This is a genomic window from Paenibacillus phoenicis (assembly GCF_034718895.1).
Lineage (GTDB): Bacteria > Bacillota > Bacilli > Paenibacillales > Paenibacillaceae > Fontibacillus > Fontibacillus phoenicis.
In genome coordinates, this window is sequence record NZ_JAYERP010000001.1 from 2,139,812 (window position 1) to 2,160,336 (window position 20,525).

Consider the following 20,525-nt stretch of genomic DNA (forward strand, 5'->3'; position numbering starts at 1 on the left):
CAGGGATGCCCCAGAAGCCTTTAACGGCTCTTGGGACATCCCCTTTCTACCTGTTCGTTAGAAAATCGTAGGCACCATACCCACGTTACGATATTTTAAGCTCCGCTTTCGTCTGGAAACGACCCCGCTCCTTAATCGGAAGCGGTAATCCCAGCTTCTGCAGCTCAGCGTATATCCAATCCGCGTGGTACTCATAGACGGTTTCGATCTTGTACTGCTGCTCTTCACTACGGTTTCCTACCTCTGCTGAGTCGCTCCGTTCATGATCGGCCTCGACCAGCAACAGTCGATGCTCGGCAAGCAGCTGCTGCAAAATCACCAAATGCTCATAGATATGGCGATAGGATTCAATTTCTTTGCCGATGTGCTCCATCGATTCGCTGAGATCTCGAGTCAGATGGAATTCCTCTTTGCAAAGCTGATAATATTTCTCCAGGCAACCTAGCTCCGCACGAAAACTCTCCAAATCGACGACTTCCCGGCACTTCGTGATCTGCCCGAATAAATCGGCCATCCGCTTAGCGACGGCTTTCCGCGCCTTTTCCAAATCGGCCTCATGTTTAGGGGGGAAGACGACCAAATTGACGATCACAGCAACAGCAATACCAACCAATGTGTCTGTGATCCGGTTAATCCCATAAAAAATCGGACTTTCACCCGGCTGAAGATTCAACATGATAGCTAAAAAAACGATACACCCGATGGATATTGACTTATTCCATTTCAGCAAATTGCAGACATAGATTACGACGATGACGCCTAACGCGCAATACACCGCGTTCCCAGGCTCAATCATGGCGAAACCTGCACCCACGATCGCCCCAACAAACGTCCCCATCGTCCGATGTTTCCCGGCCGTAAATGAGTTGGTGACCGAATTTTCCATGGAAATGATCGTTGCGATCGCGGCGTAAAAAGGATACTCCAGGCGCAATAACGCTGCAACGATCACACACAAACAGATGGCTAGCCCTGTCTTGAGATTGCGTAAACCAATCGTCCATTTCAATCTCATCACTCCCCAATCAAGCTCCGACCGTATTATAGAGGATGTTTTTAATTCGCTTCAATTTAATTAAACATCACAAAACGGCTATTTTTGCGATAAATCGTGACATTTTCATGAAAATTTCTTGGAAACGGCTTAAAGCAGGCAGCTTAACACCAATCCAATTCAACGGTTGTAATTATCTGGATCCCCGTGTATAGTAAACATGACAATTCTAAATCGATCGACACTAGGGGAGCCGCAAGGCTGAGATGAATCGAAAGATTTGGACCCTTTGAACCTGAACGGGTTAAGACCTGCGTAGGGAAGTGGAGCGTAAAGCATGTATGAACCAGAACATAAGTCTATTTAGGCTTATTCCTTCTGTTGCTGAACTTAGCCCCCTCCTTGCGGAGGGGGCTTTTTTGCATTGGATTTCTAACCTGAGAGGGGATGAATATGACGAGCCAAAAATTAACGCTAACCGCACCCGAACTGCATCTGATCTCCATCTCTCCCATCCACGTATCCGAACTGCTCAGGGTATCCCTCAAGGCCCTTCCCTACTTGGATTACATTCATGTGCGGGATAAGCAGCTCACCGCGAAAGGTCAGCTGGAGATCATTCAACAAATGTTCGAATCAGGCATTCCGCTGAACAAAATTGTCGTGAACGATCGGCTGGACGTGGCCTTGGCCGCGCGGGCAGTGAATGTCCACTTAGCCGGCCATAGTCTTCCGGTGGACTCCGCTCGTCCGTTAGCCAGCGGGATGCGCTTGGGCAGGTCGGTTCATTCGGTGGAAGAAACGGTGCAGGCCGCCGTAGATGGAGCGGATTATTGCCTGTTCGGACATGTGTACGATACCTCCAGCAAACCCGGACTTCCCGGCAGAGGGCTGGAGGCATTAACTGCTACGGCGAAGGCTTGCCCGGTTCCGATGATCGCCATTGGAGGCATCCGACCGGATCAAGCGGGAGAGATCATCCGCTGCGGCGCTCAAGGGATTGCCGTCATGACAAGGTTGTTTCATGCACCGGACCCGGCAGAAGAAGCCCAAGCATATCGCGAGGCAATGCAGACAGCTTGGCTGGAAAGGGGGTGAACCACGTGCAGGTTCGTCTGAATGGGAAAGAGACGACGATCAACGAAAGCTGTGTCACACTGGCCGATTTATTAGCAGAGCCCCCATGGAAGGACCGAAAGCTGTTGGTTGAACTAAACGGTACAGTTATACGAAAGGAAGACTATGACGTGACCCCGTTATCGGATGGGGATCGTATTGAGCTAGTCCATTTTGTTGGGGGAGGTTGATCCTATGCAGGACTTATTCCATATTGGCGGCAAGGCTTTGTCCAGCCGTCTCTTTATCGGTACTGGCAAATATAATCGCAATACCTTAATTCCCGAAGTGATCGAACGTTCAGGAGCAGAAGTCATCACCGTCGCTTTAAGAAGAGTGAATCCCGATTGGGAGGAGGAAAATCTGCTGCATCATATCCCTTCGCATATGACGCTGCTGCCGAACACCTCCGGCGCCCGTAACGCGGAAGAGGCGATCCGCATCGCCAGATTGGCTAGGGCGGCGGATATGGGCAATTGGATCAAACTGGAGGTCATCCAGGATCAACGTTATTTGCTGCCAGACAACGTGGAAACCATTAAAGCAACCGAGGTATTGGCCGCGGAAGGGTTCGTTGTCCTTCCTTATATGAGCCCGGATTTGTCAGCCGCTCTCCGGTTAAGGGAGGCTGGAGCCGCTGCCGTCATGCCACTCGGGTCACCGATTGGCAGCAACCGCGGTCTGCGGACGAAGGAATTGATTCAGATCCTGATCGAGGAAGCAGGCCTGCCGGTGATCGTGGACGCCGGGATCGGCAAGCCGTCAGAGGCAGCGGAAGCAATGGAAATGGGCGCAGCGGCTGTCCTCTTAAATACGGCGATTGCAACCGCCCGCGATCCGCTGGGCATGGCTGAAGCGTTCCGCGCAGCCGTTATAGCCGGCAGATTAGCCCATCTGGCCGGGCTGGGACCGGTGGAGCAAAACGCGGTAGCGTCTTCCCCGCTAACCGGATTTCTGGATGAAGTGAAGGCCTAAGGGATGAGCTTCTATGACAAAATCCAATCCTGGGAAGGCTTCCCCTTTCCACAGCGGCTTCAAGGTTACAGCGATGCAGATGTATGGCGGGCGCTTAGCAAGCCTAAGCTTGATGCGGAGGATCTGCTAGTCTTGCTGTCACCAGCGGCTGATCGACATTTGGAGGAGATGGCCCAACAGGCACAGCGGATCACCCAAAGCCAATTCGGGAACGTGATCCAATTGTTTACCCCGATGTATGTGTCCGATTATTGTGTGAACCACTGTGAGTATTGCAGCTTTAGTTCGATCTATGATTTTCCACGAAAAAAATTAGACATGCAAGAGGTCGAACGGGAAGCTGAGGCGATTGCGGCAACCGGGATCCGTCATATCCTGCTGTTAACCGGTGAATCCCGCAAAGATTCCCCGGTCGAATACTTAAGAGACTGCGTGAAGGTGCTGCGCAATTATTTTTCATCCATCGGCATTGAGGTGAACCCGCTGTCTGTCTCCGAATATCAGGAGCTAGCTGCGGCAGGCGTAGACAGCCTGACGGTATTCCAAGAGGTCTACCACCGGGAAACGTATGCCAAACTCCATATCAAAGGCCCCAAGCGCAATTATCGAAATCGGCTGGATGCCCCGGAACGCGGATGTGCTGCAGGTTACCGGGCCGTGAATATCGGGGCATTACTTGGCTTGTACGATTGGAGACAGGAAGCCTTCTTTGCCGCCATGCACGCGGATTATTTGCAAACCAAGTATCCAGGTTGTGAGATCAGCTTATCGATTCCGCGCTTCCGCCCTTTTCTCGGAGATTACGAACCGGATGCCCAGGTGACCGATCGGGCTTTGGTACAGGTGATGCTCGCCTACCGTCTCTTTCTGCCGCGGGCCGGGATCACCTTATCCAGCCGGGAGCCTGCCCGGTTACGTGACAGACTGGTTCGCCTTGGGGTGACCAAGATGTCAGCTGGTGTATCCACGGCCGTTGGGGGCCACTCCCAAGGGGGCGGCACCCCGCAGTTTCAAATATCCGATGAGCGTAGCGTAGCCGAAATCCGGGAAATGCTCTATCAAAACGGACTGCAGCCTGTGTTTAAAGACTGGGATATCTTAGTCCCAACTGAAAGCTAGGGCGAACATCAATCGAGCCGGACCTTCCCTGCATCCAGGGAAATGTCCGGCTCTTCTTCTCATCTATATCAGCGAAAAATCGACACGATCCATTCCGCCAGCGGTTTCCCCAGTATAAACCCGCAGGTGAATCGGTTCCGTGATATTTTCAGCAGCACATGGAAACAGGAAGCTTAACGAAGAGGCAACCGCCGGAACGCCAATAAAATAAGCAGCAGCATCCCAATATATCCAAACATGGGGTACAGGTATGTTAATAAGGAAGCAAAACCAGCCTGGCTAATCACAAAGCAAGCAACTAAGATGATCAGCATGGTCATGTTTTTGGGCACCTGATAGAGGCTTTGCAGCTGTCGCGTGACGCCAAAGACATTGCCGATCAGGGTCGTAAATATCTCGCCATAGAGCACTAACAGAAACAGCACATGCAGAAACGGGCCGAGGTCGCGGACGATGACCGCCATCGGAATCTCGTAACTAAGCATTTCAGGCATCCGGGAATTCAAAGCAATATGGTAAATCAACAGCATAGAGCCAAGCCCGATACCACCCCAAAAGCCGCCCCATTTTAATGTACTCTCCTCCTGAACCTCGCTCCCCAGCGGAATCAACACAGCCTGGATAAAAGCAAAGTTGAGGGCAGCATACACAAATGGGCTCAGCACCCACTTGTAACTTTCCAGTTGTTGCAGCTGGAAGCCGTTGATCCCGAACAGACCTTCCGGCTCAATCGCGCGGAACGCAATCAAGCTCGTAAATAGAAGAATCATCGGCACAACCAGCACATTCACAACCACGATACCGTTCATCCCCTTTGTCATCACCAGATAGCTCAAGACGATACTCACGATGATCCCGAGTTGATAAGGCAGCTGAAGCTGCTCGGCAAAGATCGAACCGGTGCCGGATAGCATTACGGCGGTAACCCCCAGCAGGATCAGCAGGGTCAGGAAGTTGGCAACCTTGCCGAACAGGCGGCCAAACAGATGATCATTAAATTCCTGGTAAGAGAATGCTTGTATTCGATGGGCATAGATCATCATTTTCGTCCCCAACCACATGAAGAGCAACGTCGAAATGATAATCCCTGCGGCGCCAACCGAGCCATAAAGGGTAAAAAATTGCATAATCGATTGTCCCGAAGCAAAACCGGCGCCGACCACCGTACCGATGTAGGTAACGGCAATTTGAAATATTTTGACCCATCGATCATTCATATTGCCACCATCATTTCCATTTTTTGAATTCTCCCAATTTCATCCTATGTCCAAGCTCTTCCATCTATTCTTGAAACAAAAAAGAGGAATCTCCCGCCAAAATGCAGTACATTTAGGAGGGAATGTGATTTTAACGACACGGAGGGATCTAAAAGTGAAATCGTTCTATCAAAATTGGAAATTGGATCCCGAGCTTCCGATGGATATCTACCAGAGCACGAACATTACGTTTTATCCTCATTTCCATGCTGAAATCGAGTTTATTTATGTCCTCTCCGGCACCATCCGGATTGGGGTTAATGAAGAAATCCGCCTGCTTCGGCAAGGCGACATGGTTATCTGCGGCAGCAACGATATCCACTATTTTGACAGCCGAGAGTTGGAGTCGGAAATTATCATTCTGATCTGCAAACCGGAGTGGATCACGATGACAAAAAGCTGGCCGTCCGACTTTCGCTTCGCCTCACCTTATATTCCGGCAGGTACTCCGGGGCTCGAAACAGTGAAAACGATCCTGGACGAGCTAATTCGGGAAAAAGACGAAAAGAAACCTGGCTATCCCCTGCTGCTGAAAGCCGGCATCTTAAAGCTGTGCGGCAGTCTGCAAAGGGCGGTGGACACGCTGCCGATGGACCGTACCACCAAGGAGAAGTACGAGTCCCGCCGGGCGCGGATGCAGCAAATTTTGTCCTATATCGAGGACCATTACCGGGAGGAATTAAACGTGAAGGTGATGGCGAAACGTTTTTCCATGGAGCCCTCCCATTTCAGCCGTTCCTTCAAAGCCGCCATCGGCATGAATTTCAAAACTTATCTCAACACGGTTCGCGTCCTAAGCGCCGAACATCAGCTGCTGACCAGCGATCTCAGTATTATGGAAATCGCTCTGGAGTGCGGCTTCAGCAGCATTCGTACGTTTAACCGCGTGTTTAAGGAGCTGCGGGGCACTGTCCCTTCCAGCCTGCGCCCATCCCGATAGCTGAACGGGTACCTGCAGAGAATGGGAAAACGCATATTTTGTCCATACATACGCATAAACTGGCGAGAGATCGCAAGGAAATCTAATTATAATGGGGTTGAAAAAGTAAAATTTAAAAAAACTTTTGACTACACCCGCGAAACGGAGGAATTCGATGAACCCGCTGCGAGTTGGAATGATCGGTTACAAGTTTATGGGCAAAGCCCACAGCAACGCCTATCGGGCGCTGCCGATGTTTTTCCCCGACGCTTTAAAGCCGGAGATGGCTGTATTATGCGGCCGTAACGAAGAAGCGGTGCAAGAGGCGGCCAATCGTCTGGGCTGGCGCGAAACGACCACGGATTGGCGAGCGCTCGTCGCCAGAGACGATATCGACCTGATCGACATCAATGCCCCCAGCGACGCCCATAAGGAAATCGCACTTGCGGCAGCTCAGGCGGGAAAGCATATTTTTTGCGAGAAACCGTTAGCGCTTACATTGCAGGATGCCCGGGAGATGCTTGCTGCGGCCGAAGCTGCCGGCGTCGCTCATATGGTTGGCTTCAACTACCGCTTCTCGCCGGCTGTCCGGTTGGCTAAGGATCTGGTACAGAGCGGCCGGCTTGGCCGGATCTACCATTTCCGGGCCTGGTTCCTGCAGGATTGGGTCATGGACCCGTCCTTCCCGCTGGTTTGGCGGCTGCAGAAGGACATTGCTGGATCGGGGGCGCATGGAGATCTAGGGGCCCATCTGATCGATCTGGCCCACTATCTGGTTGGAGACATCAAGGAAGTGATCGGCATGAGCGAGACGTTTATCAAGGAACGTCCGCTCGCTGAGAATATGACCGGCCTTAGCGCCAAAAGCAGCGCAGATGCGCCGAAGGGGCCGGTCACGGTCGATGACGCCACGCTGTTCCTGGCCCGGTTCACCAACGGCGCGCTAGGCAGCTTTGAGGCAACGCGGTTTGCCGCCGGCCACCGCTCGACCAATGCTTTTGAAATCAACGGCAGCCTGGGCAGCGTGAAATTCGACTTCGAGCGGATGAATGAGCTTGAGGTGTACTTCACCTCCGACGACGCCGATGTCCAGGGCTTCCGGCGCGTACTTGCCACCGATCCGGCCCACGCTTATGCCGAAGCTTGGTGGCCGCCGGGGCACACGATCGGGTTCGAGCATACGTTTACGCACGAGGTGCTGGAGCTGACTTCGGCCATTCGCGAAGGCCGTGGGCCGGTGCCGAGCTTCCGTGAAGGCGTTCAATGCCAGGCCGTGCTGGAAGCGGTGGAACGCTCGATTGCGGAGCGGCGCTGGGTCGGCATTTCCGAAATGTGATAGGCACAGGGTCATGGGGTGTGGCCGTTTAGGCCGCGCCGGATTGCAGGTGGGTCCGCGGGTATTGCGGAATGCGGCACATTCTGCTGGGGTCCACGGAATGCGACCCGTTCCGCGGGGTGACCTGCGGAATCGGTCCCCATCCGGCATCCCACATCCGGTGTTCCCCATCCAGCGGCCTAACGGACCACAGCGACCTTATTCGTCTATTTCCCGGCTATTTCCCGCTGTAACGGACTCCAATGACCTTATGGAGCGATTGTGGCGAACGTTCAGCTGCTTTTTCCCGAAATAAGGTCTCCTCAGTCCGTTAGAATTCGCAGATGTACAAGCGTAAGTCGATAACGTCTCTGGTGTCCGTTAGCTTTTTAAACAATTTATCAGGAGAGAAGGAATCGAGAAATGAAAAAAGCATTAATCGTCTGGGGCGGCTGGGACGGACATGAGCCGGAGCAGGTTGCTGGCATCTTCGCCGGCGTTTTGCGAGAGCACGCCTTTGAGGTGGAGGTCTCCGATACGCTGGAGGCTTTTGCCGATGCAGAAAAGCTCCTGGGTCTTGATCTGATTGTCCCGGTGTGGACGATGGGAACGATCGCTCAAGAGTTGGTTAATAACGTATCCGCGGCGGTACAGGCCGGAACCGGATTGGCTGGCTGCCACGGAGGGATGTGTGATTCGTTCCGCAACAATGTCGATTGGCAATTTATGACCGGCGGACAATGGGTGGCCCATCCGGGTAATGACGGAGTCGAGTACAAGGTAGAGATTATCGCCAATTCCAGCCCGCTGGTGGAGGGGATCGAAGACTTTTACGTCAAAACGGAGCAGTATTACCTGCATGTCGATCCTGCCGTTGAAGTGCTGGCCACCACCCGCTTCCCGGTCGTTGACGGGCCTCATCGCCTGAATAAGCCGGTGGATATGCCGGTTGTCTGGACCAAACGCTGGGGGGTTGGACGAGTGTACTATAACTCGCTGGGACATCACGCCGACATCGTCGACCTGCCTCCGGTGAAGGAAATGATGACCCGCGGGATGCTGTGGGCGGCGGAAGGCAAACGGCTTGCCGTCGAGTCTCTAGGTGAAAATGCGCTGAGTCACAGCAATTATACGGGCATGGGGGACAGCCAATAATGGACAAAATCAAAGTAGGAATTATCGGCTGCGGCAAAATCAGCGGTATCTACATGGAAAATTGCACAAAGTTCGAGGCGCTCGAACTCGTAGCCTGCGCCGATCTCGACCTGAACCGGGCGCAGGAGCAGGCCAAGCAATATAACGTCCCCCGTGCTTGCACGGTCGACGAGCTGCTGCAGGATCCTGACATCCAGATCGTGATAAATCTGACGATTCCGGCGGCCCATGCCGAGGTTTGCCTGAAAGCGCTGGAAGCCGGCAAACATGTATACGTGGAGAAGCCGCTGGCTGTGACCCGCGAGGAAGGCTTGGCCGTTCTCGCAGCGGCCCGCGAGCGCGAGCTGATGGTTGGCAGCGCGCCGGAAACGTTCTTTGGTGCCGGAATCCAAACGGCACTGAAGCTCATCCAGGACGGGGCGATCGGCCGGCCGGTCTCGGCAGCGGCGTTTATGATGAGCCGCGGCCATGAGTTTTGGCATCCGGACCCGGAATTTTATTACGCCAAAGGCGGCGGCCCGATGTTTGATATGGGCCCCTACTATTTGACCGCACTCATCCAGCTGCTGGGTCCTATTAAGCGGATCGCCGGTATGACCGGCAAAGCGCTGGAGCAGCGCACAATCACCAGCGAGAAAAAGTACGGGCAAAAGATTCAGGTCGAAGTCCCGACCCATGTCACGGGCACGCTGGAGTTTGCGCAAGGCGCTATTGCTACGCTCACGACCAGCTTTGATATTTTTGGCGGCAGTAAGTTACCGCCGATCGAAATCCACGGGACGGAAGGCACCTTGCTCGTTCCCGATCCTAACTCCTTTGGCGGCCCGGTGAAGCTCCGCCGGATCGGCGAGGAAGCCTGGACCGAGGTGCCGCTCCTGCCCGGCTACGCCGAGAACAGCCGCGGCATCGGCCCGGCCGATATGGCCAGCGCTTTACTGCACGGGCGTCCGCACCGCGCCACCGGCGAGCTTGCCTACCATGTGCTTGAGGCCATGTGGGGCTTCCACGATGCTTCCGATGCGGGAAGCTACTATGAAATGCAGAGCACTTGCACCCCGCCGGCAGCGTTGCCGCTGGATCTAAAGCCGTATCGGCTCGACTAACCGGACACCGGCACTAAGCCAAAACGAAACGCCAAGAAACCCCGACTTGATCAAGTTCGGGGTTTCTTTTTTTTGCGAATAGTCCAATCTCTGCACCCCATATCGTTGTTGAACAGCGATGATGGAGAGGAATGGGGAGAACGATGGCTGAGCGAATACAACAACCCTTTATTTTTGTGTCGATCCGGGCATCAACAACGATTCGGAATTTCATTATTCTGGATCTGATCACCGTAAACCGGGTTGTACTACCTGATCAAGCTGGCGACCGCCAGCGTGCTGCTGGGCTCAATGGGAAGCGCCGTGGGAACAGAGGTCATGAAGCGGATTCCCGTGATGAGGCTGTTCCAAATGAATCGCAGCATCATGCCTGTAAAAAAAGGCTGACCGCCGACTCACCGGCGATCCGCCTTTTTTCATCCGGCGGGTTCCACCCCGCCGAGTATTACAACACCGCCGACGTACCGCCGTCGATGTTGACCGCTGTGCCCGTCACATATGACGCCGCTTCGGACACCAGGAAGGCGATGACCTTCGCCGCCTCCTCCGCCTGACCGATTCGGCCTAGCGGGATGCCATGGCGAGGATCCGTTGCAAATTGCTCCCAAGTGAGCTCGGGCGCGGTTTGACGCCATTTCCGTTCGATTTGGTCGCTGCGGACAAGCCCGATGCACACCGCGTTCACGCGGATCCGGTCGGCCGCCAAATCCTTGCTCATCGCCTTCGTTAACGCCAACCCCGCTGCCCGGCTGACCGATGTTGGCAATGAGGAAGCCCCAGGTGTTTTGCCGCCTATGGCAGTGACGTTCAGAATCGCTCCGCCCCCCGCTTTACGCAGATGGGGGAGCGCTGCCCGGGAGAAATTCACCGCGCCAAGCAGCTTCAGGTCCAAGTCCGCGCCCCAAGCTTCGGCCTCCACCTTCTCAAACGGGGCCGCCGCCGAGGTGCCTGCATTATTTACGAGAATATCGAGTCCGCCAAAATGCTTGGCCGCCTGCTCGACAACCCGGCGGGCGTCATCGCCCGAAGTGACGTCGGCGACAAGGACAAGCGGTTCCGTCCCCGTCTTCTCGCGGATGGCCGCAGCCGCTTCCTGCAGCGGCCCTTCGTTCCGCGCCACGATGGCGACCTGGGCGCCTTCCGCAGCCAACGTAAGGGCGGTTGCCAGCCCAATGCCTTTGCTGCCGCCGGTAATGATTGCCCGTTTCCCTCTCAATCCAAGATCCACGCGAATCCCTCCTCGACGATATTTTTATGATCAACGTGTATTGATTAGGATCATCCTTTGGCCTTCAGATACTCCGCTTTATAAGCAGCGGCTTTCTGGGCGATCAACGACAGATCGTTGCGTTTCACCGCTTCGTTTGTCAAATCCGAGCCGATCCCCACAGCGACCGCGCCCGCTTGGATCCATTCGCCGAGGTTCGCCAGCGAGACCCCGCCGGTTGGCATAATATTTGCCTGCGGCAACGGCCCTTTGATCGCCTTGATCATCGACGGGTCGTACAAATTGCCCGGGAACAGCTTCACGATGTCCGCCCCCAGCTCCAGCGCCTCCTGGATTTCCTTGATCGTCATACATCCAGGCATGACCGGGATCCGGTACCGGTTACACAGCATCACCGTGTCACGATTCAAGGAAGGCCCAACGACGAACTGAGCGCCGCTTAAGATCGCAGCCCGCGCCGTTTCGGGATCCAGCACCGTGCCCACGCCGATGATCGCATAACGGGATTCGTCCTGGGCGTCCCAGCTGTATTTACGCGCCAATTCCTCGATCGCCCGCAAAGCAAACGGAACCGTCATCGTCACTTCGATGACCTTAATCCCGCCGGCAATGGCCTGCTCGGCCATTTGTACGACTTCCTCCGGGGTTTCTCCGCGCAGGACGGCGACAACGCCTTCCTGTACGATTTTTTGCACAAGCTGCAGCTTCTTCATTCCCTAACCCTCTTTCTCCTAATCGTTGTACTTTTTGCCCCTTACAATGAAAAAGAATACGACTCCAAATCCACACGCTCGCCGTTTACCCATCGATCCCCTGGAAGCCCGGGACCTTTGACGCTTAGAGTAAGCTGGACTCCCTCGGCATAGGTGGTATAGGAGGCATCGATCCGACCGGTCCTATCGTCGGCTGTGAAGCGTGGGGCGTGGGACTTCATAGTTAATACGAAATCGTCTAGACCCGCGATTCCCCGCTCGCCTGCTTCCGGAAGGCCCATCGCTTCCACCACAACACCAACGTAGCGGCCTTCCGCCTCGACCTGGAGATAGCCGTCCCGCTCCCGCACCTGATAATCACTCGACACATATACGGCAAAAAACGTCTCTTCAACCTTTCCGAATATACCATTCGCTGTAAATCGCCATTCTCCTTCCGGAAGCACGCCATTGACCTGCCCAGGCACACCCTCCGGCAGCGGGTAGACCGCCACCACGACGTTGTGATAATACAACACTTCCGTCCATTCGCTCTGATGGCGCGGGTCGTAGCCGCTAAGATCATACCCTTTGCCGGGATGGAAAAAATACAGCTGATTTCCTTTCTCCCCGCGGACCGGCAAGCTGTACAGCCAACGTAGCTGCTCATTGTCGAATTCCTCGACTCTCTCCCACAGCCCACCTGCCGCGAAGTGGTTGGTCAGATAGGCATAGGAATGCAGCCGCTGCTTGACGCCGCCGATCTCCTTGAGGATGGCCGCCTTGGACTCGGCAGGCTTACTTCGCTCCAATGCCCGCAGCCGAGCTGACGCAGGAGCTTCATAGAATAGAAGCCCGGCATACTCGGTGCGCGGCATCGCTTCCGGCAGCTCGAAATCGCCGAATTGCACATAATCGTGCAGCACGTTCGCATCCCGCGGCGCATCATGCAGCCAACCGCGGGCATGGGCACCAACCCATGCTCCCTTGAAATAATAGGTGGCCCGAAGGGTCCATAGATGATTTAACATCTCAGACAGCTCGGCCTTTACCTCCGCATCGCCCATCAGCGCCCAAGCGCAGGTGAACGCCTGAACCCAGTGCCAAAACCACGGCAACGCGCCGTATTCGGCCATACCCTCAAGCCGTAAACGGGCCAACGTTTGCCGTAAGCATTCCCTGCCGTCCGCGAACAATGTCGCATCTCCGTAACGCTGCCCCAAGATCAGCTTCGCGGCCGTATACTTCGCCTCATGATGGTTGTATTCCCGTAAAGGTTTGCGATAGAAGCCGCTGCGATAGACATGCGACAACGCGTCCTCGAAGCGGGCGGCCAACTCCGGGCTCAGCTCTTCCCCATAGCAGTGCATGAAATACGCCATCAAGCTGCCCATGAGCTCAACCGGGAGCACATGCGGCTTGGCCCGCTCCGGTGTCGGATCCAATCCGAGCGGCCAGTGGCCATATGTCGGGCTGGACGTCTCCTGGTCCTGCAGCTGAAGCACGCGCAGCAGCACCCGCTCCGCCAGCCGCCGGCCTTCCGTCCGATCAAACGGCGGCGTTTCGTCCGGATCTACGGCGGCAGCAAATAAATAGGAGGCGTAATAATAGTTGTCCCGGATATCGCCATGAAACCACAGTCCGCTGTCCAGAAGCGGCTGCCGCCAGGCGGTTGCTGCGGCTTTTCGGACGATTGTCTTCATTCGAGCTTGATACAGACTCATCAAAACGTACCCCTTCCCCCACATCCTACCATGGTTCCCTCAGCTGCTTAAAGCCGGTGAATCCACGATTTCCTACGGTAAACTTCCGAATTCCGGCATCTTCATCCTAGATGGAGCAATATGGTGTGCCCTCTTGCCAAATGAACCTAAATGGATTAATCTGAACGTATATGAACATTATACACCAAAATGAACGTGTAAAGGAGAGATTTTACATGGAACGTCGTTACGCTTCGCATCCCCAAGAGGTCAAGCAATTTGATACCGACCGTTTACGCAAGGAATTCCACATTCCTACCTTGTTTACGCCGGATCGATTGGAGCTGGTGCTCACGCACGAAGACCGGCTGATTATCGGCGGCGCGGCTCCGGTGCAGCAGGATGTCAAACTGGAAACGGATCTCAAGGAGCTAGGCGTCTCCTACTTCCTCGAACGGCGCGAGCTTGGAGCCATTAATGTTGGCGGACCAGGATCCATTATTGTCGACGGAACGGAATACGAGCTGAACAACAAGGATTGCTTGTACGTCGGCAAGGGCTCGCGTGAAGTGATTTTCCGAAGCAAGGATGCCTCGAAGCCAGCGAAGTTCTATTTGAATTCGGCACCGGCCCACAAGGAATTCCCTACGGCAAAAACAACGCTGGCAGAAGCGGAATCCGGAGCGCTTGGTTCGATCGAAAATTCCAATGAGCGCACGATTCACCGGTTCATCCACGAGAACGGCATTCAAAGCTCCCAACTCGTGATGGGGATGACTCAGCTCAAGACCGGCAACATGTGGAATACGATGCCTGCCCATGTCCATCCGCGCCGGATGGAGGCTTATATGTACTTCGATCTGGCAGAGGACGCTGTCGTCTTCCACCTGATGGGCGAGCCCAACGAAACCCGGCATATCGTTGTGCGTAACGAGCAAGCTGTCATCTCGCCGAGCTGGTCGATTCACAGCGGGGTAGGAACCAGCAATTATACGTTTATTTGGGGCATGGCCGGCGACAACAAAGCTTATGCGGACATGGACGCCGTTCCGATGAAAGACTTGAGATAAGAAAGAGTGAAAGCTTGCATGAATCCAATTCGACGTTATGAAAAAATTATGGAGGTTCTGCTGACGCAAAAGGAAGTGACGGTGGCAGAATTAAGCGAAAGCTTGGGCGTGACCGGCAAGACGATCCGGGAGGATCTCGCCAAGCTGGAGGAGCAAGGGCTGCTGGTGCGCGTACACGGCGGAGCAATGCTCGCCCAAAGCGACCAGTACGGCATTCTGCCGTCCAAAGAGCCGCTGACCAAGCATGCGGAGGAGAAAAGGGACATCGCCCGCCTCGCCCTCAATCACATTCAAGAGGGTGATATCCTCGCACTGGACGGGGGCAGCACGACGCTGGAGATCGCCCGGCGGTTAGAGAATCGCCCGCTTACCGTTGTCACGAACGACGTGTATATCATCAGCGAGCTGGCAGCCAAAGACCAGATTCGTCTGGTCGTCCCCGGAGGCTACCGCGTCCGCAACATGCTGGCCGGTCCCGAATCGGCGGCGTACGTGCGTCAGTTGAATATCCAGAAAGCCTTTATCTCGGCAACCGGCATCCATCCGGAACACGGACTGTCGATTTATACCGGTGATTTGATCGACTTCAAGCGGGCTTTGATCGAAACGTCCCGCGAGGCGATCGCCGTCTTAAACCATCAAAAGTTCGGGCAGACGGCGCTCCGCACCTTCGCCTCGCTGAGCGAGATCTCGCGTATCCTCACCGATCGGGGCCTACCCGCAGAGTCCGCGCTACCGTATGAACGTGCCGGCGTAACGATCGAATACGCAACCAAATAAACGAAAGCGGATTGATGGGAGGAGCGTACACTTATGAAATTATTTGATTTAACGGGCAAAACTGCCCTCGTCACCGGAGCCTCCGGCGGACTGGGCCAGGGGATTGCGGTCGGACTGGCCGAAGCCGGGGCCGACGTCGTATGCGTCTCTCGCACCAGCAGTGCTGAAACGGTCAGCCAAATTACAGCCTTAGGCCGGAAAACGACGGAAATCGTTGTCGACCTCAGCGAGCATGACAAGCTGCAGGAAACCTTTGATGAAGCGCTCCAATTAACGGGGGCGGTCGACATTCTGGTAAACAACGCCGGGATTATCCGCCGGACACCAGCGAAGGATCACAGCGAAAAGGATTGGATCGACGTCATCCAACTGAACTTGAACACCGTGTTCTTGCTCTCGCAGATCGCCGGACGCCATATGATTGAACGCGGCAGCGGCAAAATCATTAATATCTGCTCGATGCTCTCCTACCAAGGCGGGATCAACGTGCCCGGCTATACGGCCAGCAAGCATGGGGTCGCCGGCTTAACGAAGGCATTCGCCAACGAATGGGCTTCCTATGGCGTACAGGTGAATGGCATCGCACCCGGCTACATGGTAACGGACAATACCGCGCAAATCCGGGCCGACGAGAACCGGAGGGCTTCGATCACGGATCGGATTCCTGCCGGGCGTTGGGGAACGCCGGAGGATCTAAAAGGGCCGGCCGTCTTCCTCGCCTCCGCCGCCTCAGACTATATGAACGGCCATATCCTTTGCGTTGATGGAGGATGGATGGCGCGGTAATATCATCGAATTTCGCCTGCCTTATTGGCAGGCTTTTTCTATGATGGGGCATTTCGTAATCTTGCTTTTCCTTTCGCTTCCCGTGGCGCCGTGATCTTGGTCAAGGTATACTAGGGCTGGGGGTGAAGCCATGACAATCCATACCGGGTCCCGGACTTACCAGACCGCAAACGATGCCCAGTGGCAAGCGATTCTCGCCAATGATGCTGCACAGGACGGCCAATTCTTCTACGCGGTGGTCAGCACGGGCATCTTCTGCCGCCCGTCCTGTAAATCAAGGCCGCCTAAGCGGGAGAACGTTCTCGTCTTTGCTACTGCGGAGCAAGCGCGTGCTGCCCATTTCCGCCCCTGCAAACGCTGCAAGCCGGAAGGACAGCGGTTGCCAGATCAGGAATGGGTCGAACAGATCGCGGACTATATCAACCGCCACTACCAAGACAAGCTCACCCTGGAGACGTTAGCTGAAGCGTGCCACGGCAGCCCGTACCATCTGCAACGAACGTTCAAACGGATCATGCGAATGACGCCAACGGAATACCTGGTGCGACGGCGAATCGATGAGGCGAAGCACGCTTTGGCTGAATCTGAATCGCAGCGGACCGTTGCTGAGATCGCCCAAGAAGTGGGGATTGGCAGCGCCGCCTATTTGATCACCCTGTTCAAGAAAATCACCGGCATCACGCCTAACGAATACCGCAAAATGCAAACGGAGGTGTAAGCTCCATGACAATCGTTCAGTCCCCGCCGTTATACTGGTCACAGCTCCAGGAACCTGCTTGGAGCCTATATCTCGCCGCTACCGAACAAGGCCTGGCGTTCGTTGGCTCATCCGGCGGTTCTTTTGAGGAGCTGACCGCCTGGGCGGGCCAACGTTTCCCCGGCCGTCTGCTTGCGCAAGATGACCGCCGGCTGGCTCCCTATGCTTCCGAGCTGGCGGCCTATTTTCGCGGTGAACTCCAACGTTTTACCCTCCCTTTCGACTTGCACGGAACTCCGTTCCAGCAAGACGTCTGGCAGGCGTTATGCTCGATTCCGTTCGGGCAAACCCGCTCTTACTCCGACATTGCTGAGTCGATCGGTAAACCCGCTGCCGTCCGTGCAGTAGGCACGGCGATTGGGGCGAATCCGCTGCTTATCACGATTCCATGCCATCGCGTGATCGGCAAGAACGGGGCGCTTACCGGCTACCGCGGCGGCCTGGAGATGAAGATGCGGCTGCTGGAGCTGGAACATGCCGCTTTAGGCGGAGGCGGGCGGTGAATCCCAACGGCCACCCGCGGGTAGTTGCCGCCTATACGACGCCCAAGACGCTGCTTAATATAGGGACCGGATTCCTGTCCCACTACTCTCATTCGCTGAGGCTGGGCATCCGCTCGATCTATGAACAGCTGGGCCTCGAATCCTGGTATTCACCGGACGCCTACCGAATCGTGTATGAGCGCCTGCTGCAAGTTTTTCCCGATCATCAAGTATTTCTTAGTCAGGAGGGGTTCGCCCCATAAGTAAGCAAAACCGCCGGAGACGAGGCTCCCGCGGTTTTATCATTACCTAAGAAAATGATCACGTTAACATTAAAGCCCAAACGACAACCGTTCACAGCAAAGGATCCAGCCCTTTACCGCTCCACATGCCCTTTGCCGGACAAGAGACGTTCAATCTCCGCCGCACTTGGCAACCCTTCCCAGTCACCAACAGCCTGAATGACCTGAGCGCCAACCAGATTCCCCAGGCGAACGGCCTCAATCATGCTGTACCCGCGTACGACTCCAGCCAGAAATCCGGCGCAAAATCCGTCGCCCGCTCCCACCGTATCAATCACCTGTTCCACTTTAAAATACGGCACCGGGTTCAGCTGCCCTTGCTCCAGCACGTAGGTGCAGTCGTCTCCGCCTTTGATGATACTGATCGCAGACAACTCCTGCAGCTTGCCGATGATCGTATCCATCGAATCGGTCTCGTACAACAGCTTTAACTCATCCAGTCCCGGCAGGAAATAATCCGCTTTCATCGCCAGCGGCAGCAATACCTTACGTGCGTCCTCAATGCTCCACAGCTTCAATCGCAAGTTCGGATCGAAGCTCACCTTCACCCCATGCCGCTTCGCGATATTCACCGCCGCATGGGCCGTTTCCACGCAAGAAGCGCTAAGCGCCGGCGTAATGCCCGTCAGATGCAGGACCTTGGCTCCGGCGATGTACGATTCGTCCAGATGCTCCGGTCGCATGAAGCTGGCCGCAGATAACTTGCGGTAGTAATAGACCGAGCTTTTGCCCGCCACGTTCTCCCGTACCATCATGCCCGTAGGGGCTTCATCCGTCAACATCGCACGGGATACGTCAACGCCTTCGCCGCGGATCGCCTTCAGGATACGCCGGCCAAACGGATCGTCCCCCAGGCGGCCGCACCATCCGGAAGTTTGGCCCAGCCGTGCCAATCCGATCGCTACATTGGACTCCGCCCCCCCAAACGATGGAGAGAGAGCGCTTGCATATTCGAGCCCTTTGCCCCCTTCCGCGATCAATAAAGCCATGCTTTCGCCAAAGGTGACCACCTCGGGGCTTCCCGGGTTCGGACGAGATTCACTTAACTGCTGCATGTTCAGATTCACACCTTCTTTTGGATTCAATTTACTACCATTATCTCATGTCCGGACTCGGAAAACTATCAAAAAAAAGCCAATCCATCGATTCGGGTTGCCCCGGATGAATCGGCTATGTCCTAGCAAAACTGGACCTTATGTTGTTGTGCCTTATTAGCCCCCTACCCCGTTCTCGTAAGCTGTAATAGGGCTGTTGTGACTGATGCTGCCGAATACTCCCGTACCTAAACTAATGATCAGAGCGAACGTCACTGCCCACTTCCGCAACCTTCAACACCTCCCCCATCAAAGATTCGTACTGCTGGAGTTGCTCTTGCGTCGCGAAGCTTCGATGCTGCTCAAATAGCGGGACCATTTTCATAAAAAGTTCCTTGTTATTCAGAGAAACAGCATATTTGAGCGCGTAAATCAACTTCTCCAAGCCTTCCTCGATCTCCTGTTTTCGCAGCAGATAAATCGCCAGCTGATAGTTTAGGTCCAAGAACCGGTCTTTATTTACAGCGGAAACATAGTGATTGGGATAAAGGCTATATAAATCCGTATTCACCGGAAACACTTTTAATACGTCGTCGATCACAAAACCGTTAATATTGGCGGCTTCGACAATGATTCTCAGACTGGGCAGCACTTCATGCGGATGCTCTTTAAGCATCTGGATATATTCCGGAAGAATCGTTTCATTCCCATTTAAAATCTCCAGATTGTAGCGGTTCGCTCTGGCCCAGACCTTAAATTTCTCCACTTCTTTTAAGCCCGTCTCATCAAGGCCTTCAAACCAGCTCAAATCCGCGTATTCGGCTACACACTTCAGCGCTTCCTCATACCTGCCCAGATGCTCCAATGCCGCGCCTTTCAGCAAATACCCTTGGCCAAAGTAAACCACCAGATGCCGCTCGCAGCGCAGCTCCCTATCCTGATGGGCGGAGGACGCCTTCCAGCTCGTTTCATAGATTCGCCGGGCCAGCGTTTGCAGCTCCTCGGCAAATCTTACGACGTAAGTCCATTTTTGCAGCGAGTAATAGGTGTTCGCTAATTGCAGCAGCCCATCGAGCTGAAGATCCTCGGGGAGCCGGTTGCGGTAGGGCTCGAACCAGGTGGCGGTCCGCAGGTTGGATTCTGCGTCTTCCCCCAAATTCATCCGGAACAGGCGGTATTGGCTGATCGCCAGCCGTTCCGAATGCTGGTATTTCTCGTATTCGCAGACCGATTGGTAGAAGAGCCTTGCGGCGTCGCGGCGGCCTTCTTCGTAAAGCTCCTCCCCCATATCAAAAATCATCGGAAGATAGGATAAGTCCTCAGTCAGGCGGGACAACACCTGCTCGATGCAATCCAATTCGCCAATCTCCGCGCAGCGATGCAGAAACGCTTTTAACCTTCGTCGGTTGGGATGGTCTGAATCAATACATTCCTCCACATATAAAGGGTAATACGACCCGATCGGCTGTTCGAGCGCTTCGGTGATCAGGTCCAACTGCCCGATAGAGATCGGTTTAGGGGGATTTCCATTCAAGATGGCGCTGAGCGTCCCCCGATTGATTCCCGAACGGCGAGAAAAGCTGTGCAAGGAATATCCTTTCCTTTCCAGCTGATGGTTGATCACGGAACGAATCGTGGGTTCCTTCGTCATGGGATCTCCCTCCTTTGCGGTCTCCTATATTTTTACACATTATACGGAACTCCGAACAACCGGTCAAATAAAAGAGAGGAGCCTCCCG

The 20,525-nt window shown here is 54.7% G+C and carries 21 protein-coding genes, 1 pseudogene and 1 riboswitch; of the genes and pseudogenes, 14 read left to right on the forward strand and 8 right to left on the reverse strand.

Going from position 1 to position 20,525, the window contains the following annotated elements:
- Positions 1-85: 85 nt before the first annotated feature.
- Entirely contained in the window at positions 86-1,009 is a 924-nt protein-coding gene (locus tag U9M73_RS10120) for an FUSC family protein (protein WP_323077170.1), read from the reverse strand.
- Positions 1,010-1,230: 221 nt separating this feature from the next.
- A riboswitch (TPP riboswitch) is annotated at positions 1,231-1,333 on the forward strand.
- Positions 1,334-1,447: 114 nt separating this feature from the next.
- Between U9M73_RS10120 and U9M73_RS10125 the strand changes: the two genes are divergently transcribed.
- Genes U9M73_RS10125 through thiH form a run of 4 tightly spaced genes read left to right on the forward strand, consistent with a single transcriptional unit; the run spans position 1,448 to position 4,204 of the window.
- Entirely contained in the window at positions 1,448-2,092 is a 645-nt protein-coding gene (locus U9M73_RS10125; RefSeq protein WP_323077172.1) for a thiamine phosphate synthase, read from the forward strand.
- Between the two features lie 5 nt (positions 2,093-2,097).
- On the forward strand, positions 2,098-2,301 hold the full coding sequence (thiS, locus tag U9M73_RS10130) for a sulfur carrier protein ThiS (RefSeq protein WP_323077173.1): 204 nt from the start codon (positions 2,098-2,100) through the stop codon (positions 2,299-2,301).
- 4 nt (positions 2,302-2,305) lie between these two features.
- Positions 2,306-3,085: a thiazole synthase gene (locus tag U9M73_RS10135; protein WP_323077174.1), complete on the forward strand. Its 780-nt coding sequence runs from the start codon at positions 2,306-2,308 to the stop codon at positions 3,083-3,085.
- Positions 3,086-3,088: 3 nt separating this feature from the next.
- Positions 3,089-4,204, forward strand: a complete 1,116-nt coding sequence (gene thiH, locus U9M73_RS10140) for a 2-iminoacetate synthase ThiH (protein WP_323077175.1) — start codon at positions 3,089-3,091, stop codon at positions 4,202-4,204.
- 173 nt (positions 4,205-4,377) lie between these two features.
- On the opposite strand, the gene U9M73_RS10145 is transcribed toward thiH, so the two are convergent.
- On the reverse strand, positions 4,378-5,421 hold the full coding sequence (locus tag U9M73_RS10145; protein WP_009224159.1) for a YkvI family membrane protein: 1,044 nt from the start codon (positions 5,419-5,421) through the stop codon (positions 4,378-4,380).
- Between the two features lie 154 nt (positions 5,422-5,575).
- Here U9M73_RS10145 and U9M73_RS10150 point away from each other — a divergent pair, with 154 nt between their 5' ends.
- The gene (locus tag U9M73_RS10150) at positions 5,576-6,400 is read left to right on the forward strand and encodes an AraC family transcriptional regulator (RefSeq protein ID WP_036644619.1); all 825 of its coding nucleotides are present in this window, start codon (positions 5,576-5,578) and stop codon (positions 6,398-6,400) included.
- Positions 6,401-6,554: 154 nt separating this feature from the next.
- Positions 6,555-7,715, forward strand: a complete 1,161-nt coding sequence (locus U9M73_RS10155; RefSeq protein WP_323077180.1) for a Gfo/Idh/MocA family protein — start codon at positions 6,555-6,557, stop codon at positions 7,713-7,715.
- Between the two features lie 28 nt (positions 7,716-7,743).
- On the opposite strand, the gene U9M73_RS10160 is transcribed toward U9M73_RS10155, so the two are convergent.
- Positions 7,744-7,872, reverse strand: a complete 129-nt coding sequence (locus tag U9M73_RS10160) for a hypothetical protein (RefSeq protein ID WP_260071459.1) — start codon at positions 7,870-7,872, stop codon at positions 7,744-7,746.
- Between the two features lie 245 nt (positions 7,873-8,117).
- On the opposite strand from U9M73_RS10160, the gene U9M73_RS10165 reads away from it, so the two are divergent.
- Both U9M73_RS10165 and U9M73_RS10170 read left to right on the forward strand, forming a co-directional pair.
- Positions 8,118-8,849 carry a ThuA domain-containing protein gene (locus U9M73_RS10165; protein WP_009224162.1) on the forward strand — a complete coding sequence of 244 codons (732 nt, stop codon included), beginning with the start codon at positions 8,118-8,120 and terminating at the stop codon, positions 8,847-8,849.
- Positions 8,849-9,952, forward strand: a complete 1,104-nt coding sequence (locus tag U9M73_RS10170; protein WP_323077181.1) for a Gfo/Idh/MocA family protein — start codon at positions 8,849-8,851, stop codon at positions 9,950-9,952. Before U9M73_RS10165 ends, U9M73_RS10170 begins: the two co-directional genes overlap by 1 nt.
- Before the next feature lie 445 nt (positions 9,953-10,397).
- On the opposite strand, the gene U9M73_RS10175 is transcribed toward U9M73_RS10170, so the two are convergent.
- Genes U9M73_RS10175 through U9M73_RS10185 form a run of 3 tightly spaced genes read right to left on the reverse strand, consistent with a single transcriptional unit; the run spans position 10,398 to position 13,596 of the window.
- On the reverse strand, positions 10,398-11,180 hold the full coding sequence (locus U9M73_RS10175; RefSeq protein WP_009224165.1) for an SDR family NAD(P)-dependent oxidoreductase: 783 nt from the start codon (positions 11,178-11,180) through the stop codon (positions 10,398-10,400).
- A gap of 50 nt (positions 11,181-11,230) precedes the next feature.
- The gene (locus tag U9M73_RS10180) at positions 11,231-11,893 is read right to left on the reverse strand and encodes a bifunctional 2-keto-4-hydroxyglutarate aldolase/2-keto-3-deoxy-6-phosphogluconate aldolase (protein ID WP_009224166.1); all 663 of its coding nucleotides are present in this window, start codon (positions 11,891-11,893) and stop codon (positions 11,231-11,233) included.
- A 41-nt stretch (positions 11,894-11,934) separates the two neighbouring features.
- Positions 11,935-13,596 (reverse strand): hypothetical protein, encoded by a 1,662-nt coding sequence (locus U9M73_RS10185; protein ID WP_323077184.1) that lies wholly within the window; start codon positions 13,594-13,596, stop codon positions 11,935-11,937.
- 215 nt (positions 13,597-13,811) lie between these two features.
- On the opposite strand from U9M73_RS10185, the gene kduI reads away from it, so the two are divergent.
- The 6 genes and pseudogenes from kduI to U9M73_RS10215 form a co-directional block, all read left to right on the forward strand.
- Complete coding sequence (gene kduI / locus U9M73_RS10190; RefSeq protein ID WP_036644622.1) at positions 13,812-14,645, forward strand: 5-dehydro-4-deoxy-D-glucuronate isomerase; 834 nt, start codon at positions 13,812-13,814, stop codon at positions 14,643-14,645.
- 18 nt (positions 14,646-14,663) lie between these two features.
- Positions 14,664-15,425, forward strand: a complete 762-nt coding sequence (locus tag U9M73_RS10195) for a DeoR/GlpR family DNA-binding transcription regulator (protein ID WP_036644623.1) — start codon at positions 14,664-14,666, stop codon at positions 15,423-15,425.
- A gap of 33 nt (positions 15,426-15,458) precedes the next feature.
- Positions 15,459-16,211, forward strand: coding sequence for a 2-dehydro-3-deoxy-D-gluconate 5-dehydrogenase KduD (gene kduD, locus U9M73_RS10200; protein WP_009224170.1), 753 nt, complete (start codon positions 15,459-15,461; stop codon positions 16,209-16,211).
- 130 nt (positions 16,212-16,341) lie between these two features.
- The gene (locus U9M73_RS10205; protein WP_323077187.1) at positions 16,342-16,929 is read left to right on the forward strand and encodes a bifunctional transcriptional activator/DNA repair enzyme AdaA; all 588 of its coding nucleotides are present in this window, start codon (positions 16,342-16,344) and stop codon (positions 16,927-16,929) included.
- Positions 16,930-16,934: 5 nt separating this feature from the next.
- Positions 16,935-17,471 (forward strand): methylated-DNA--[protein]-cysteine S-methyltransferase, encoded by a 537-nt coding sequence (locus U9M73_RS10210; RefSeq protein WP_009224172.1) that lies wholly within the window; start codon positions 16,935-16,937, stop codon positions 17,469-17,471.
- Positions 17,472-17,569: 98 nt separating this feature from the next.
- A pseudogene (locus U9M73_RS10215) lies at positions 17,570-17,713 on the forward strand (radical SAM protein); the annotation flags it as partial.
- A 113-nt stretch (positions 17,714-17,826) separates the two neighbouring features.
- On the opposite strand, the gene U9M73_RS10220 reads toward U9M73_RS10215, so the two are convergent.
- Both U9M73_RS10220 and U9M73_RS10225 read right to left on the reverse strand, forming a co-directional pair.
- Positions 17,827-18,807, reverse strand: a complete 981-nt coding sequence (locus tag U9M73_RS10220) for a sugar kinase (protein ID WP_323077188.1) — start codon at positions 18,805-18,807, stop codon at positions 17,827-17,829.
- Between the two features lie 232 nt (positions 18,808-19,039).
- Positions 19,040-20,437, reverse strand: a complete 1,398-nt coding sequence (locus U9M73_RS10225) for a helix-turn-helix domain-containing protein (protein ID WP_323077189.1) — start codon at positions 20,435-20,437, stop codon at positions 19,040-19,042.
- Between the last annotated feature and the right edge of the window lie 88 nt (positions 20,438-20,525).